The organism is Desulfuribacillus alkaliarsenatis, from assembly GCF_001730225.1.
GTDB classification, from domain to species: domain Bacteria; phylum Bacillota; class Bacilli; order Desulfuribacillales; family Desulfuribacillaceae; genus Desulfuribacillus; species Desulfuribacillus alkaliarsenatis.
On the sequence record NZ_MIJE01000011.1, the window covers coordinates 187,376 to 203,675 of the forward strand.

Below are 16,300 nucleotides of genomic sequence, written 5' to 3' on the forward strand. Positions count from 1 at the left end.
GAAATATTCTTTGGAGGAAATAAAAAGATGGATGTCAATAACTTATATGATATTATACTTGACCATGCGAAGACATTTTTCTACCCTGAGGAATGGCTAGAACTTGACTTGAATTTTTCAAAAACAGAACTGATGGCACTATTACTTGTAGAGCGCAAGCGTGAGCTTAGCATGAGTCAACTGGCGGAAGCTATCAATATGCCGATGAGTACTGCCACAGGCATAGCTGATAGGATGGTTAGAAGTGGTTTGTTAAAGAGAGAGCGCAGTGAGTTAGACAGACGTGTCGTGGTTGTTCGCTTAACAGATGAGGGTAACCAACTAATTGTGCAAATGAAAGAACTGGTAACTAACTATATCTCTAAAATCGAAGCCGAATTAACTGATGAAGAAAAGCAGCTTTTGATAAAAGTCTTTTTCAAGGTCGTTAATATCTTTAAGAATAAGCAGCACAAGGCCGATAAACAAGAGACAACAGCTAAGATACAGAAAATTGAAATTGATTAATTAGCCCAAGGGTTTATAATCCAGCGGGCAATTACTTTGCACGATATTTCGGCTGACGTAATATTTGGCGGACGAAGCATGGTGGTGTTTTGTAAAAAATAAAACAAAAACAGGAGGAATTGAAAATGAGAATTATTTTATACACAGGTAAGGGTGGAGTAGGGAAAACAAGTATTGCTGCTGCTACAGCAGTGAAAAGTGCTAGAGAAGGCAAGAGGACGCTAATTATTAGCGCAGATGCGGCCCACAGCTTGGGAGACTCATTTGACCAAAAGCTGTCACCAGAGCCAATGCAATTAGAGGATAATCTATGGGCACAAGAAATTGATACGAACCACGAATTAGAGCAAGGCTGGGGTATGGTACAGAAGTATATAACAACACTATTCACGGCAAACGCAGTTAACGATATTACTACTGAAGAGCTGACGATATTTCCAGGCATTGAAGACCTGCTCAGCTTGTTAAGGATTCTTAAATATTATAAAGAGAAAACATATGATTTAATTATTGTTGATTGCGCACCTACGGGCGAGACGTTAGCACTGTTAAGTTTTCCAGATATGTTCCGCTGGTGGATGGAGCGATTCTTCTCAATGAAGCGGAAAACGATTAAAGTGCTTAAACCAATAGCAGAACCATTAATAGGCATTCCATTGCCGAGCGACGGTGTTATGGGTGAGTTTGAACGAATTTACAACCAATTAGATGAAATGAGACAGATTTTTACTGATAGAGACACGACAAGTATTCGAATCGTTGTTAATCCTGAGAAGATGGTTGTAAAAGAAGCACAGCGTAGTTTTACGTATCTAAATATTTATAATTTTAATGTCGATGCAATCGTTGTTAATCGTGTGATACCAGAAGAGGTTACAGACCCATACTTTTCTGTTTGGAAGGATATTCAATCTAAATACAAAGGCATGATTCGTGATAGTTTTGAGCCTGTACCTATTTTTCAAGCTCCGATGTTTGAGAAGGAAGTTCTAGGATTTGATATGTTAAGTCGTATGGCAGAAGAAATTTTTGCCGACAATGATGCAACTAAGGTGTTTTATAACCAGCGCACACAGACGATTGAAAAAACTGACACTGGATATTTGTTAAAGATTTATATGCCATTCGTAGAAAAACACGACTTATCTCTGAATCAAAAAGGGGATGAACTAATTATCCGTGCTGGTCTAATTAAACGGACGGTTACACTACCACGTACATTGCGCGGATACAATGTAAATGGTGCGAAGTTTGAAAACGAGTACTTAAATATATCTTTAGTAGGAGTGACTCCGAATGAGGAATAATCTTGTAAACAATATAATTAAAGCAAAGCTAGAATTGACCAATTCATGTATTCGCACACTGCCAAATCCTATGCGGAGGCAGGCTGAAGCAACAAAAGATGCAGTGCTAGAGGCACTGCGTACAGTAACAGGAGAATATCTTAATGAAAAAGAAAACACAAAGCACACGAATAAAGATTCGTTACAAAAGGTGGATATTGATTAATACAAAAGTATATTTATCAATACAAAAGCACATTTATCAATGTCTAGGTATTGCAATCTAGCAAATCTACAACGAAACACATACTGTATTTTAAAGGATAATTATTGTGTTTTCATGGAAGGGGGCAAGCAGATGTTTATAAAAACTATAACTAGTAATGAAGACGTAATATATTTAAATAGAAAAGCAATTTGGAAACATAGAATTCCTTCACGTTATATGATTTTCAAATTTGGGCAATGGCAAAGACCGATACGTATTCAATTGTCGTATCAGATGGATGCAGATACAATAGGTCTATCCTCAAAGCTAGCAAGTGCAATTTCCATGCCTTCTAAAATACCATACGAGCTAAAGGTAACAAATAAAACACTGCAAATTGGTCCAGTAATAGCAATCTGTGTTTGTAAATTTAATAGTAGCTTAAGTTATAGTCGTATGGCAGGGGAGCTTCCTAGGTTTACTAAATATAAGGAAATACAAGGCGTTATGTTTTTGTTCGCGGCAGAAGGAGTAAACACTAATAAGAAGACTATTGATGGCTACTATTATGCTCCTAATCAAAACGATTTAGAAAAGAAGTTTGTTAAAAGTTCGATACCATACCCAGATGCTGTCTATATCCGTGCTAAGATGGATGAACGGGTCATTAACGATATTAAATCAGAAATTGGAGATAAGCTATTTAATGATTTTAACTACGACAAACTTCAATTATGGAATTGGGTAAAAAATAATGAACATCTAAAACAGCTATTCCCTTACACGGAGCAAGTAAAAAGCCCAGAGCATGTTATAAAGATACTGGATGATTTTAGGGCTGTTTATTTAAAGCCCACTGCGGGATCAAAAGCTAAAGGTATAATATACGTTGCTAAAAAAGAAGGGCAGTATCTAGTAAAAGAGCATCAAAAAACGAAGTTTAAGAAATATCGCAAGCAAGGGCTACTAAAATACCTGCAAAAAATTTCTGGAAAGACCTATCTCGTACAACAAAGTATCGAAGTAGCACACGGAAATCGTAGAGTGGATATTCGTGTCTATATGCAAAGAAACAAGCAGGGAGCCTGGGAAAGCCCTGGTTTTATCGTTCGATTTGCTAAAAAAGGGAAAATAACCACGAATCCAACAGCAACTAACATAGATCAAGTGCATAAAGGAATCAATCCATTGATGCAAGTGTACGGCATAACAGAAATAGAGGCTAGAAGTCTAGAAAGAAAAATGTTTACAACCTGTAAAGAGCTCTGTGAATACGTAGATAAGCAGCGGGGACATTATGCTGATGTTGCTATAGATTTAATTGTAGATTACAATTTAGATATATGGTTCTTAGAAGTGAACAAGCGATTGTTGACAAATACATTAATGCTATTAGATGATAAAAAAGAATTGTTTTATAAAGTAAAATCTAAACCAATAGAATATGCGAAAGCGATTGCAGGTTTTTAGAGACAAAGAACTTTGTTATGCTATAATAGTATTCACATATGAAATAGCATAGCAGAGGTCCTATAGGACAAGTTATTAAGTGGAGGGGTAGTAAAATGTTAATTAGAGATAAGTTTAGGGAGAAAAAACCGTTGATTTCCTTTGAAATTTTTCCGCCGAAAAAAGAATATCCTGTTGATACCATATATGAAACTATTGATGATTTGTATAATATGGTGCCTGACTTTATCAGTGTAACCTACGGGGCTGGAGGCAGCACCAAAGGAACGACAGTTGATATTGCATCATATATAACGGAGAAGTATGGGCTTTCAGCGTTAGCTCATTTAACTTGCCTGACGTCTTCTAAGGAAGAGATTACGGAGATACTACAAGCATTAAATTCAAAGGGAGTAAGAAATATTCTTGCCTTGCGTGGAGACTATCCACAAAAGGTCGATTCAAATGCAGAGTTTCCGTGTGCTTATTCCAGTGCCCTTGACTTAATTAAACATATTAAGCAAGAAGGTGATTTCTGTGTTGGTGCAGCCTGTTATCCAGAAGGTCATCCAGATGCTAAATCAGAGCATGAGGAATTCACATATCTAAAGGATAAGGTTGATGCTGGTGCTGACTTCTTAGTTACGCAGTTATTTTTTGATAATGAGATTTTCTATAGATTTATGGAGCAGGCACAGAAGTATAATATAAATGTTCCAGTAGTAGCAGGTATTCTGCCAGTTCTAAATAAAAACCAAGTAGAGAAAATTGTTTCCCTAACAGGCTGCGCGATGCCAAAGAAATTCTTGAGAATTCTTGACAGATATGAACACAATCCAGAGGCTTTAAGAGAAGCAGGTCTAGCCTATGCTATTGAACAGATGATAGACTTAATGTCTTGGGGTATTGATGGAATTCATATATATACGATGAACAAGCCTGACGCAACTAGAGAAATTGTTAACCGCATTATAGAGGTGCGTGGAGCGCTCGCAGGCAAGCCATCATAAGCAAGTAAGTAGTAGGTAAATAGTAGTGACAAAAACCCATATCTCGCCATACTATATCTTAAATTTATAGTGTGGGGAGATTTTGTTATGTTTCAACAAATTGCTTATGAAAATATAATAAAAGCACATCTGCCGATAGGGGCAGAGCTGGTGGTATCTACCAAGGACTGCTCGCGGGCATTGGTATTTGCAGTTGATATTGATGGTGATGGCTGCCAAGAAGTAGTTGGTGGATATCGCTTTCAAGAGCAGATGCATTTAATGATTTTGAAAAAACACGTAAGTGGTTGGTATGTACTTGCTACGATTGAAGGTAAAGGGTATAACGTTAATTATTGCAAAGTAGCACCAATTACAGGGAAAAATGTTAACAATCTTGTAGTAGGCTGGAAGGTTGGCGTTATGTGGAGTGAGCTAGCAATCTATACATGGACGCAGAACAAGCTGGTAAACATCGCTCCAGAAAGCATGTATTTCAGTAATATTGAAGTGAACCCGTTCACAGAACGGGGTATTGGCTATGACGCTTATAAAGTAGCATTATGGAAGCATGATACAGGCGATGCCTATCAAGTGGATGTTTGGAGTTGGAAAGATGATAAGCTAGTACAGGCCTACGATGTCTATCCAGCATATTTCAAAAAAGTAGTAAAATACTATACTGTATTAACACAAGAGTTTCCACAATCTCCAGTTTACTGGTATTACTTAGCCGATGCTCAATATAAAACAGGTATGTTAGAAGAAGCACTGACGACATTAGAAACAGCCCAAGCCTTTGAGAATTCTTTCCCATCAAGAGAAGTTCTAGAGTCGCTAGAAAAACGCATTCTTAGTAAAATTGATTCTGTACCTACTAATAATTCAGCAATAATAGAGGCTGAAAATGTTATTGAGATAAATTTATTCCCAGCGTCAATGAAGACAACAAGGGGCAGTAAGTGGGGCTATATTGATAAAGAAGGGATTTTCGTTATTGAGCCTAAATATCACTATGCTATGGACTTTCAGGCTAACGGTCTAGCGGTGATTGAAGATGCATCAGGGCTAAGCGGACTTATAAATATGCAGGGTGAATATATAATAAAGCCGACCTATAATATGATTACAAGCTTCAGGGAAGGCAGGGCATCGGCTGTTGATAATACAGGATATTGGCTAATAGATGAACAAGGTAAAATGATAACGAAGAAAGCATATAATTATATCGGAACATTTTATGAAGGGAGAGCACTTTATACAGATATAGATAAACAAGGAAATTACCTATATGGGTATCTAGATAGACAAGGTAGTGAAGTTATTCCAATGAAGTACCGGTCTGGAACTGATTTTAATGAAGGTAGGGCGGTCGTGCAGGTTGACGATAAGCGTTCAGCGCTAATAGGGCTAAATGGAGAAGTATATCAAACCTACCCGTATAGTAGTGTTGGGTCTTATAGTGATGGTTTACTAAAGTTTCAAGAACAGCCTGGTGGTAAATTTGGATATATAAACGCTGAAGGCGAAGTGATTATAAAGCCTAAATATACTTGGGCACAAGATTTTGCAGATGGTAAAGCTATAGTAACGAATCAAGAAAACTATAAAAACAGAACGGGTTTAATCGATAAGCAAGGTAAGTACATTGTTGAACCAAGATACAATAGCATATTAGACCTAAAGGAAGAACGCTATGCAGTCGGCAAAGCAATAGATGAGGAACAGCCTTTTATAGGGTCTTTATATGCTCTTGCAGATACTGAAGGTAACATATTGACAGACTACTTGTATCGAAATGTTATGGAGTATGGAAATGGTGTAGCATCCGTAAATGACGGTGAGAGAACCTTTTTTATTGACCTACAAGGTCAGAAAGTGAAAGACCTTCCATCTATTAGTGGAACTGGAACAATGGAACTAGTTGGGAACGAAAGCCTAGTTAAAGTAAATATAGATATGCGCATATTTTATTTGAAGCCTACAGGTGAAATCGTATGGCGACAAAACTCCGTAATACCTCTGAAGGGCAATTACAGAGTGCTAGAAAAGAAATATATGCCAAACAAGGATTATCTGGTTTATTTGCCGATAATAGAGGGAATGAAAAGTAAGAAGAAGCAAGACGAAGTAAATAAAAGGCTGAAAAAGCTATCAAATGTTAAGCCAATAGATGGTGACAAGCAGCTTGATTATAGCTATAACGGCGACTTTTCAATAGAATACTATAAGATGAGACTGTTAGTCTTGGAGCTTAATGGCTACCATTTTCCATTCGGAGCGGCACATGGAATGCCAAGCAAAACATACCCACATGTGGACTTAGTTACGGGTGAGTTCTATAAGCTTGAAGATTTGTTTAAGCAAAGCAGTAACTATGTCAAAGCTTTAAGCGATATTATAGCAGAACAAATTAAGACTGACCCACAATATTCCTATGTGTTCCCTGATAGTTTTAAGGGCATTAAGCCTGACCAACCATTTTATGTTTCGCGCGATATATTGCATATTTATTTTGCACCATATGAAATAGCACCTTATGTTGCGGGGTTCCCGACTTTTAAAATTCCTTTCAGAGAAATTGATGACATAATAAACAAGCGCGGTAGTTTCTGGAGAGCTTTTCACAAACTTTATGTTTGATAAATTATAAATTGATAAAGTATAAATTGATAAAGTATACTTTGCGTCTTCCTAACTAAAATATTACAATAGTAGCAGATTCATTAATAGCAAAACTACCTAGGGGGACAATTATGCATTGGGATTTTTCTAGCATGATAAGTATATTTTCGAGCGATGAGCGAAAGCAAAGCTTGTTAGATGGGTTGTGGGGGATTGAACGTGAAGCACAGCGAGTAACCAGCGATGGCAGCTTAGCCCTAACCCCACATCCGCCAGCCTTTGGGAGCAAACTTGATAATCCGATAATTACTACGGATTTCTCTGAATGTCAGTTAGAATTAGTGACGCCTGCGTATGCCACTATCGAGCAAGCACAGGCTTCTTTACGTTCGATACAATCACAGGTTGACAAAGAAATAACAAAAAACAAAGAATATCTGTGGCCGTTGAGTATGCCGCCCAAATTACCTGATGAACAAGCAATCCCAATCGCTACCTTTGGAGATTCCCCTGAGGGCAAGGAACGGGAGATTTACAGACAAGGTCTGGCTACCCGCTACGGCAAAAAGATGCAAATGATTTCGGGTATTCACTACAACTATTCCTTAGGTGAGCAGCTATTGGAAGCACTTTACCAAGAGTATGGTAAACACTTAAGCAGGATAGATTTTATGAATCAGCTACATTTTGCGATAGCAAGAAACTTTCTGCGCTATCGTTGGCTGCTAATTTATTTGTTCGGTGCATCGCCAAACGTTGATGAAACATACCATTCAGTAATATGTAAGGAATTAGAACTAATTAGAAAAGACTATCCAGATTGCTACCAGGCTGTGCAAGACTTTGAGAAGTATGCAACATCCTTAAGGGTGAGTCGTTATGGATACTCGAACGTTATCGAACAAATGTATCGCATATCATTTAATAGCTTAGAAGAATACGTAAGTGATATACGCAAGCTGATTAATACGAAAAGCGAGAAGTTTTCAAAGCTAGGTTTGTACAATGATGGTAAGCAAGTACAGTTAAATGATAACGTGCTGCAAAAAGAGAATGAATTTTATTCGTCAATTAGACTTAAGCCTAAGATGGAGTCTGGCGAGTCTCAGCTTGAAGCGCTAGAAAAGCGCGGAGTTCATTACTTAGAGGTACGGATTCTTGATATCAATCCTGATGAGAGCGTCGGTATCGGCATAGAGCAGCTATATTTTATGCAAGTCTTTATGTTGTTTTGTTTATTTGAAGAAAATAGAGATATAGTTGACGATGAACTTGAGCGTATTAATGAAAACCACCACCTGGTAGCAATGTCGGGGCGGAGAACGGACTTACAATTACAAGATTTACAAGAAAGTAGCCGAACTATCAATAGCTGGGGAAAAGAAATATTCCATAAGCTAAAAATAATAGCTAAAATGCTAGATGATATTAACGGCGATGATAAATACATGCGTATCGTAGAACAAGAATACATGAAAATTGAAGACACTAGCTTACTGCCATCGGCACTAATAGCAACGGAAATGAAAAATCACAAGCATTGTTTCTTAGAATTCGGGGTTGCAAGAATGAGGAGGTTTTACGATGGATTTAAGTAAATATAAGCTGGAATTATCGACTAAAATTGTTATAGAGGAAGCGTTAAGAAGAAATATAAAAGTAGAGATACTTGACGAACAAGGACAATTTATTCGCTTACGTAAAGGCGATAAAGTAGAATACATAAAGCAAGCAACTAAAACATCGATAGATTCATATGTAGTACCGCTGATTATGGAAAATAAAGAAGTAACAAAAATAATATTGCGGGAGCATGGTATAAATGTTCCTGGTGGTATTTCAGTCTCATCTGAGCAGGAGGCAATAGTAAAATGGTCAAACTATAAGGGTCAGGATATCGTAGTAAAGCCAAAATCGACAAATTTTGGTGAAGGCGTACAGATTCTTAAGGCTAATCATACCCTAGAAGATTATAAGGTCGCAATCGAGCAAGCACTTACCTTTGATAGCTCTGTAATGATAGAGGAATTTGTAACTGGGAAGGAATATCGATTCCTTGTCATTGCGGATGAAGTTGTAGCAATTCTACATAGGATTCCAGCAAACGTCATTGGAGACGGTGTTAGTACTATTGAGGAGCTAATCCGAGCTAAAAATGATGATCCACTAAGGGGGACAGGCCATGTTACCCCGTTTGAGAAAATCCAATTAGGAGCTATCGAACGAGAAAATCTAAGAATGCAAGGAAAAACAGCAAGTGATGTTCCGGAGCAAGGACAGATAATCTACCTGCGTGAGAACTCTAATGTCAGTACAGGTGGAGATAGTATCGATTTCACAGACGACATACCTACCGAATATAAAGAAATAGCAATAAAAGCAGTAAAAGCTGTCGGTGCCAAGATGTGTGGATTAGATATGATGATAGACGATATAAATGCTAAACCAAGCCCAGATAATTACAGCATTATCGAACTAAACTTCAACCCTGCAATATATCTGCATAACTTCCCATACAAGGGCATAAACAGACAAGTGGAGAAGAAGGTGCTTGATGCCATTGGTTTTAGTGAAAGTAACTGCTAACAGTAAATTGTAGCTCTGAGGTGTTTAAAGAAAATGGGGATAGAGAGATACGTAGATAAACTTAAAGGATATTTTAAAGTAGATTCAGTAATTTGGGCAGAGGTATGTATTATTAACCTACAGAGAATACAGTATCTAGCTTGGGTTATGGCAATTGTGCATGTAGCCCATGTGTTATTGTTTTGGTTTCATATACCACCTTCTGACTCTGCGACTGCAATTACTTGGAGATATGGAATAATAACTGTTCATGCTATCATGTTTGTAATAGCTTTGGTTTTCAGTATAATTGCATTTCTATTGAAAAAGAGCAAGCAAAGGCTAACATCAAAGACAAGTATAGCATTTCAAGGTTTAGTGATTCTTGCATACCTACTATTTGGCATAGTGGTTAGCACAATAGATCAACTTGTAACACCTGAAATAACTCCCTTTCTTATGGCAACCATAGGGATTGCAGTTGTTCTATTAATACATCCGCTTTTGGCTGCAACAAACTACCTAGCGGCATACGTAATTCTGTACCACGCAGTTGCTATTACGCAACTGGAGCAAGAGCTACTATTATCAATTAGAGTTAATGGTATAACGGTGATTGGTATTGGATTTGGAGTCGCTGTAATGCTATGGAGAATACATATTACAAAAATCCAACAGCAGCAATTAATTCGAAAGCAAAAGCTAGAGCTAAAAGATAAGAACCGACAATTGGAACAGCTAGCAAATTGTGATTCACTGACAGGTCTATATAATAGAACGTATATCATGGAGCATGTTGATACAAAGATTAAAGGGTTTTGTGCAGAAGGATTAGAAATAAACTTAGTAATAATGGACATAGACCATTTTAAAAAAGTTAACGATAATTATGGTCATCCAGCAGGGGATAAAGTTTTAAAAGAAGTAGCAAATATTTTGAAAACTAGACTAAGGAAATTTGATATCATTGCGCGTATTGGTGGTGAGGAGTTTTTAATAATTTTGCCGCGCACAACGATTAACGAAACCAAGAAAATCGCAGAGAAATTGCGAAGTGAAATAGAGTCTAGTAGGTTCATTTACGATAATCATCAAATAGTCGTTACTGCTAGCTTTGGTATTGCGTCGATGCTATGTAGTGAGCAGGACCCAGTAAGTAAGAGCTACTACAAGGCAGACAGAGCTTTGTACAAAGCTAAAGAGTTAGGAAGGAATAAAGTTGAAACAGCAACTTAATAAGGTGGCTAGCATTAGGGAGTATTTACGACAGTTCGAGACCAATTGTATACAATTGGTTTTTATTTTTTTGCCAGACCTTATAATCTTTGAATAGTTCTGATTATTAGAATCTATCAAGTTCGACAGTGACGGGAATTTATTATACAATTTTTACTAGTAAAGTTTTTTGTTAGGTTCTAGAATATGACTTTTTTAAGTAAAAATAATGTAAAAATATTTGAGGGGGATACGTGTATCAATTTGCAAGAAGGAAGTACCAAGTACATGGATACAAAGAAAAAGAGGGTTTTAGAAAGGGTTAAAGAAGAGGGCATTGAATTTATTAGGCTACAGTTTATTGACATTTTTGGAATGCTGAAAAGCGTCAATGTAACGCCTGATGAGTTAGAAGACGCCTTAGAAGGAAATCAAATGTTTGACGGATCATCTATCGATGGCTATGCCCGGATTAATGAGTCTGATCAATGTTTGCTACCAGACCCAGACACTTTTCAGGTAATGCCATGGAGGCCTAAGGAAATGGGTGTTGCGCGTATGATATGCGACGTCTATAACACGGACGGCACACCATTCGAAGGATGTCCGCGTACGCAGCTTAAAAAAGTCTTGAAAGAAGCTGCAGACCTAGGATATGAATTAAACATGGGACCAGAGGGTGAGTTTTTCCTTTTCCATACCGATGAGAAAGGACGACCAACATTTGATATCCACGACCATGCTGGATACTTCGATTTATCGCCAATTGATAATGGAGAAGATGCTAGACGAGATATTGTACTGACTATGAAGAAGATGGGCTTCCAGATAGAAGCTTCTCACCATGAGGTTGCTCCTGGACAGCATGAAATCGATTTTAAATATGATGAAGCATTGCGTACAGCTGACAAATGGGTTACCTTTAGGGATGTTGTTAAAAACATTGCTAAGCAGCATGATTTATATGCAACATTTATGCCAAAGCCCTTTGCTGGCGAAAACGGATCAGCAATGCACTGTAATCAATCACTTTTTAAAGACGGCAAAAATATATTTTTTGATCCAGATAAGGAATACCAACTAAGTGATGAAGCTTTATACTATATGGGTGGCTTATTGAAGCATGCAAAAGGATTAACCGCACTTGGAAACCCGATAATTAATAGCTATAAGCGCTTGCGTCCTGGCTATGAAGCACCTATTAACATTGCTTGGTCTAACAAAAATAGAAGTACATTGATTAGAGTTCCAGCGAGACGCGGTTCTTCAACGAGGATAGAATTCAGAAGTCCAGATCCGATAGCAAACCCATATCTAATATATGCTGCTATGCTTAAGGCGGGGCTAGAAGGTATTAAGCACAAGATTATGCCACCTCAATCCGTGGAGGAAGATGTATATAACCTAACAGCTAAGCAAAGAGCCGACCTAGAGCTAGAATACTTGCCAAGGGATTTATATGTAGCCCTCAAGGAAATGGAAAAGGATCCTTTAATCGAGGAGGCTATTGGTTCACATTGCTTTAAACGCTTTTTAGAAGGAAAGTACGAAGAGTGGAACGAATATGCTGAACAGGTTCATCAATGGGAAATTGATAACTACCTGAAGAAGTATTAAGGCATTACGTAATAACAAGTAATTAAAGCAAAATTATTTAAATTAAAAAGGACTAGTGGCTGTGGAAGTTTTTATACAGACTGCTAGTCCTTTTGTTAAATCTATTTTTAAAATTGAGTCAGGTATATAAGGTTTGAGTTTTTACTTATTTGGACACTCTTCAATTAAGATACTACTTCCACCTGGGGTCAGTTTGCTGCGATAGTCGTCAAGGTATGATACTTGCTCCCTTGCCCAGCTCAGGGCTTCTTTATCAATGGCGCGGATTAGCACCTCTTCTCTACTATCGGAAGCTTGAGCAAGTATATCGCCTAGTGGACTTACAAGCTTGCTTTTTCCGCAGCTATTATTGCCTACGGTGTTTACACCAAAAACATAGACAGTATTATCCAATGCTCTTGCTGGCAGTTGTATATCCCAACGCCTAGAAGCTCCGAGGCTCCAAACGGATGGACATACGATTATTTCCGCACCCTCCAAGGCTAGTATACGACTAGGTTCGGGAAATTCCATTTCATAACAGATTAACACGCCGATTGTTCCGAACGACGTTGTGAAAACAGGGTAAGTTATGTCGCCTTTTGTGAATATCTGTTGCTCCCGTCCCCAGAGGAGACTTTTTCTAACTACACCTGCTAGGCTACCGTCACCATCGATGATTGCTGCGGAAATAAATATTTGATCAGCGTCATTTTTTTCGACGAAGGGGCAAACGATAGTTGCACCAGAACGGGATGCTTCTTCCTGTAATAAGCTTATTGTTCTACCATCTTGCCTTTCTGCTAAGGTTATGAAGGCTTCTTTAGAGAGATAGTAGCCAGTTGTCCAAAGCTCAGGAAGAACTATAAGATCAGCTTTTACATCAGTTGCTTGTCGTACAAATTGTATTCCACGAGTTAGATTTGCCTTTACATCATTCATTATTGGAGTCATTTGTATTCCTGCTACTTGATAGATAGAAATCACCTCGCATCTATTCTTTTCATCCATGAGTCACTATGATACATTAAGTATACAGAAAAATAAAGAAACTATATGCCACTAGAGGTGTCGTAAGACTGAGAGAGGTTGAGTTAGTAATGAATAGAGAACGTTTAATTATTATGTTGGAAATTGCTATTTTAGCGGCGTTATCGGTTGTCCTTGGATATGTGAAATTTGGTGCCCTATGGGCTATGGGTGGTTCAATATCATTGATTATGGTACCAATCTTTATCATGGCTTTTCGTAGGGGTTTATTCGTAGGTTTGATAACAGGGTTTATTGTTGGGGTTATTAATTTGCTGACAGGTGGTTATGTCGTGCATCCCGTTCAACTTGTATTAGACTACCCAGTAGCATTTACTGTATTAGGCTTTGCAGGTATTATGGCAGTTCGTAATAACAGTGAGAAAATCTTAACTACACGTAACATTATTTTAGGGGTCATCTTAGGAGCAAGCTTAAGATTTATAAGTCATTTCATATCTGGTATAGTCTGGTTTGGCCAGTGGGCACCAGATGGTTGGCCGGTGGCCTTGTATTCGTTTGTGTATAACATATCTTACTTAGCACCTGAAAGTTTAATTACAGTGGCTGTCATAATCCTCATTAACAGGAACTATCCACAATTTTTCCAAGTATCGAAGAAATAGCAGTATTAAAGCATCGAGGAAATAACTAAATATGAAAGGGAGTACCACTAACTGACATTTATGTAGTTAGGAGTGCTCCCTTTTCAAATCAATATTCGTTATTAACCGCCCATTTTACGTCTTTGGATGGTATTTTTCTTAGAGTTCTGATGGGTCATTTTTTTAGTGTCCTGTGATTTGTTTGCATTGTTACCCTTAGTTTGCGACTGCTTTTTATTAGCAAGTTGCTGTCTGATTGCGTCTTTTAAGCTGATTTTTTTCTTTTCGCCTGTTTCGCTAGTTTCTTCTGTATCTGTAGCTACAGATACATTTTGCTTTACTTCTGTTTCGTTAGTTTCATTTTTAGCCATGTAATACACGTCTCCTTTTACATAAATTCTATCATCTAGACTATTTTTGTCGTCCATTCTTCGCAATTCCATACGTCCGTAACAACGTCTTGGTAGAATTCCGGTTCGTGGCAGATGAGTAATATGCTACCCTTATAAGCTTGTAGTGCACGTTTAAGCTCATCTTTAGCATCAACATCTAAATGGTTCGTAGGCTCGTCGAGGATTAATACATTGGTTTCCTTGTTAAGGAGCTTGCACAAACGCACCTTAGCTTGTTCTCCGCCGCTTAATACGACGATTTTGCTCTCGATGTGTTTTGTGGTGAGACCGCATTTTGCTAAAGCAGCGCGAATTTCTCTTTGCTCCATAGCTGGGAAATCCTGCCACACTTCCTCGATACAGGTTTTGTAGTTAGCTTCACGCATTTCCTGTTCGAAGTAGCCCATGTGAATATAATCACCTAGCTCGACAGAGCCTGAGTATGCGGATATCTCTCCTAAAATACTCTTAAGCAATGTAGTTTTTCCTAGGCCGTTAGCGCCTACTAAGGCAATTTTCTGTCCGCGTATCATTTGTAAGTTGAGTGGTTTCGACAGTGGTGCATCATAACCGATTACTAAATCCTTTGTTTCGAATATGATTTTACCAGATGCTCGAGCGCTAAGGAAGTTAAATGATGGTTTAGGCTTCTCTTTAGCTAGCTCAATGACATCCATGCTATCTAGCTTCTTCTGTCGAGACATTGCCATATTACGGGTAGATACCCTCGCCTTATTACGTGCTACAAAGTCTTTTAGTTCAACAATTTCCTGCTGCTGTTTCTTATAAGCAGCTTCTAGCTGCTGCTTTTTGACCTCGTATACCTGTCTGAAGTTATCATAATCACCAACATAGCGATCTAAGCATTGGTTTTCCATATGGTAGATAATATTGATAACGCTATTCAAGAATGGTATATCATGGGAAATAAGAATAAATGCATTCTCATATTCCTGTAAATAACGCTTCAGCCACTCGATGTGCTGTTCATCTAAATAGTTTGTAGGCTCGTCCAGTAAAAGAATATCTGGTTTTTCGAGTAAAAGCTTTGCTAGTAATACCTTTGTTCGTTGTCCGCCGCTTAGGTCTTGAACCTCTTTATCGAGTCCAATGCTATTAAGACCTAATGCTCGACCTATCTCTTCTATTTTTGAATCTAGAATATAGAAGTCATTACTAGTGAGGATATCCTGAATATTCCCCATGTCTTCAAGCATTTGCTCAAGTGCTTCTGGTGAGGCGTCGGCCATTTTTTCGCAGATTTCGTTCATTTCCGCTTCAAGGTCAAATAGATACTGGAAGGCTCCACGTAATACATCTCGAATAGTCATTCCTGCTGCTAGCTTAGTGTGTTGGTCTAAGTAGCCAACACGAACGCGCTTAGCCCACTCGATTGAACCTTGATCTGGCTCTAGCTGCCCTGTTAGTATATTCATAAAAGATGACTTACCTTCGCCGTTAGCTCCAATTAGACCAATGTGTTCACCTTTTAATAGACGAAATGAAACGTCATTAAATATGGCGCGGTCTCCAAAGCCATGACTTAAGTTTTTTACCGTTAAAATACTCATTGTTTAACTTGCTTCCTTTCCATATATAGCTACTACGTTGTAATCAGTAAGAAAAAATAAAGTGTACATCATTATATTATACACGATGTGTAAAGCATTCACTATGGTGAATTTAAAATTTTGTTAGTACCATTATTTTTCAAGAGTTCTGGCATGCAATACTTTGACTACAACTATAAGCAGTCATAAGATAAAGATGAAGCTATACTGTAAAGGATACAGAAGAAGTTATACTTTTAAATGACACAGAAGAAGTTATACCT

The 16,300-nt window shown here is 37.9% G+C and carries 14 protein-coding genes; 11 read left to right on the forward strand and 3 right to left on the reverse strand.

The genetic code is table 11. From position 1 onward, the window contains the following. Positions 1–27 precede the first annotated feature (27 nt). The 10 genes from BHF68_RS06650 (at position 28) to glnA (ending at position 12,461) form a co-directional block, all read left to right on the forward strand. Complete coding sequence (locus BHF68_RS06650; RefSeq protein WP_069642855.1) at positions 28–507, forward strand: MarR family winged helix-turn-helix transcriptional regulator; 480 nt, start codon at positions 28–30, stop codon at positions 505–507. A 125-nt stretch (positions 508–632) separates the two neighbouring features. After that, positions 633–1,814: an ArsA family ATPase gene (locus BHF68_RS06655; RefSeq protein WP_069642856.1), complete on the forward strand. Its 1,182-nt coding sequence runs from the start codon at positions 633–635 to the stop codon at positions 1,812–1,814. After that, positions 1,804–2,019, forward strand: coding sequence for a hypothetical protein (locus BHF68_RS06660; RefSeq protein ID WP_069642857.1), 216 nt, complete (start codon positions 1,804–1,806; stop codon positions 2,017–2,019). The genes BHF68_RS06655 and BHF68_RS06660 overlap by 11 nt, the downstream gene beginning before the upstream one ends. 132 nt (positions 2,020–2,151) lie before the next feature. Further along, the gene (locus tag BHF68_RS06665; RefSeq protein ID WP_069642858.1) at positions 2,152–3,471 is read left to right on the forward strand and encodes a YheC/YheD family protein; all 1,320 of its coding nucleotides are present in this window, start codon (positions 2,152–2,154) and stop codon (positions 3,469–3,471) included. A gap of 95 nt (positions 3,472–3,566) precedes the next feature. Continuing rightward, positions 3,567–4,460: a methylenetetrahydrofolate reductase [NAD(P)H] gene (gene metF / locus BHF68_RS06670; protein ID WP_069642859.1), complete on the forward strand. Its 894-nt coding sequence runs from the start codon at positions 3,567–3,569 to the stop codon at positions 4,458–4,460. An 87-nt stretch (positions 4,461–4,547) separates the two neighbouring features. After that, complete coding sequence (locus tag BHF68_RS06675) at positions 4,548–7,082, forward strand: WG repeat-containing protein (protein ID WP_069642860.1); 2,535 nt, start codon at positions 4,548–4,550, stop codon at positions 7,080–7,082. Between the two features lie 113 nt (positions 7,083–7,195). Then, entirely contained in the window at positions 7,196–8,662 is a 1,467-nt protein-coding gene (gene gshA, locus BHF68_RS06680; protein WP_069642861.1) for a glutamate--cysteine ligase, read from the forward strand. Further along, the gene (gene gshAB / locus BHF68_RS06685; protein ID WP_069642862.1) at positions 8,649–9,650 is read left to right on the forward strand and encodes a bifunctional glutamate--cysteine ligase GshA/glutathione synthetase GshB; all 1,002 of its coding nucleotides are present in this window, start codon (positions 8,649–8,651) and stop codon (positions 9,648–9,650) included. The genes gshA and gshAB overlap by 14 nt, the downstream gene beginning before the upstream one ends. A gap of 33 nt (positions 9,651–9,683) precedes the next feature. Further along, the gene (locus tag BHF68_RS06690) at positions 9,684–10,865 is read left to right on the forward strand and encodes a GGDEF domain-containing protein (protein ID WP_069642863.1); all 1,182 of its coding nucleotides are present in this window, start codon (positions 9,684–9,686) and stop codon (positions 10,863–10,865) included. A 267-nt stretch (positions 10,866–11,132) separates the two neighbouring features. Then, the gene (glnA, locus tag BHF68_RS06695; protein WP_069642864.1) at positions 11,133–12,461 is read left to right on the forward strand and encodes a type I glutamate--ammonia ligase; all 1,329 of its coding nucleotides are present in this window, start codon (positions 11,133–11,135) and stop codon (positions 12,459–12,461) included. A gap of 141 nt (positions 12,462–12,602) precedes the next feature. Here the strand turns inward: glnA and BHF68_RS06700 are convergent, their stop codons facing one another. Further along, positions 12,603–13,451 carry a nitrilase-related carbon-nitrogen hydrolase gene (locus BHF68_RS06700; protein WP_301553607.1) on the reverse strand — a complete coding sequence of 283 codons (849 nt, stop codon included), beginning with the start codon at positions 13,449–13,451 and terminating at the stop codon, positions 12,603–12,605. 89 nt (positions 13,452–13,540) lie between these two features. On the opposite strand from BHF68_RS06700, the gene thiT reads away from it, so the two are divergent. Then, positions 13,541–14,095 carry an energy-coupled thiamine transporter ThiT gene (thiT, locus tag BHF68_RS06705; RefSeq protein ID WP_069642866.1) on the forward strand — a complete coding sequence of 185 codons (555 nt, stop codon included), beginning with the start codon at positions 13,541–13,543 and terminating at the stop codon, positions 14,093–14,095. 101 nt (positions 14,096–14,196) lie between these two features. Here the strand turns inward: thiT and BHF68_RS06710 are convergent, their stop codons facing one another. Both BHF68_RS06710 and BHF68_RS06715 read right to left on the reverse strand, forming a co-directional pair. Continuing rightward, positions 14,197–14,445: a hypothetical protein gene (locus tag BHF68_RS06710; RefSeq protein ID WP_069642867.1), complete on the reverse strand. Its 249-nt coding sequence runs from the start codon at positions 14,443–14,445 to the stop codon at positions 14,197–14,199. 35 nt (positions 14,446–14,480) lie between these two features. Continuing rightward, entirely contained in the window at positions 14,481–16,037 is a 1,557-nt protein-coding gene (locus BHF68_RS06715) for an ABC-F family ATP-binding cassette domain-containing protein (RefSeq protein WP_069642868.1), read from the reverse strand. Positions 16,038–16,300: the final 263 nt, after the last annotated feature.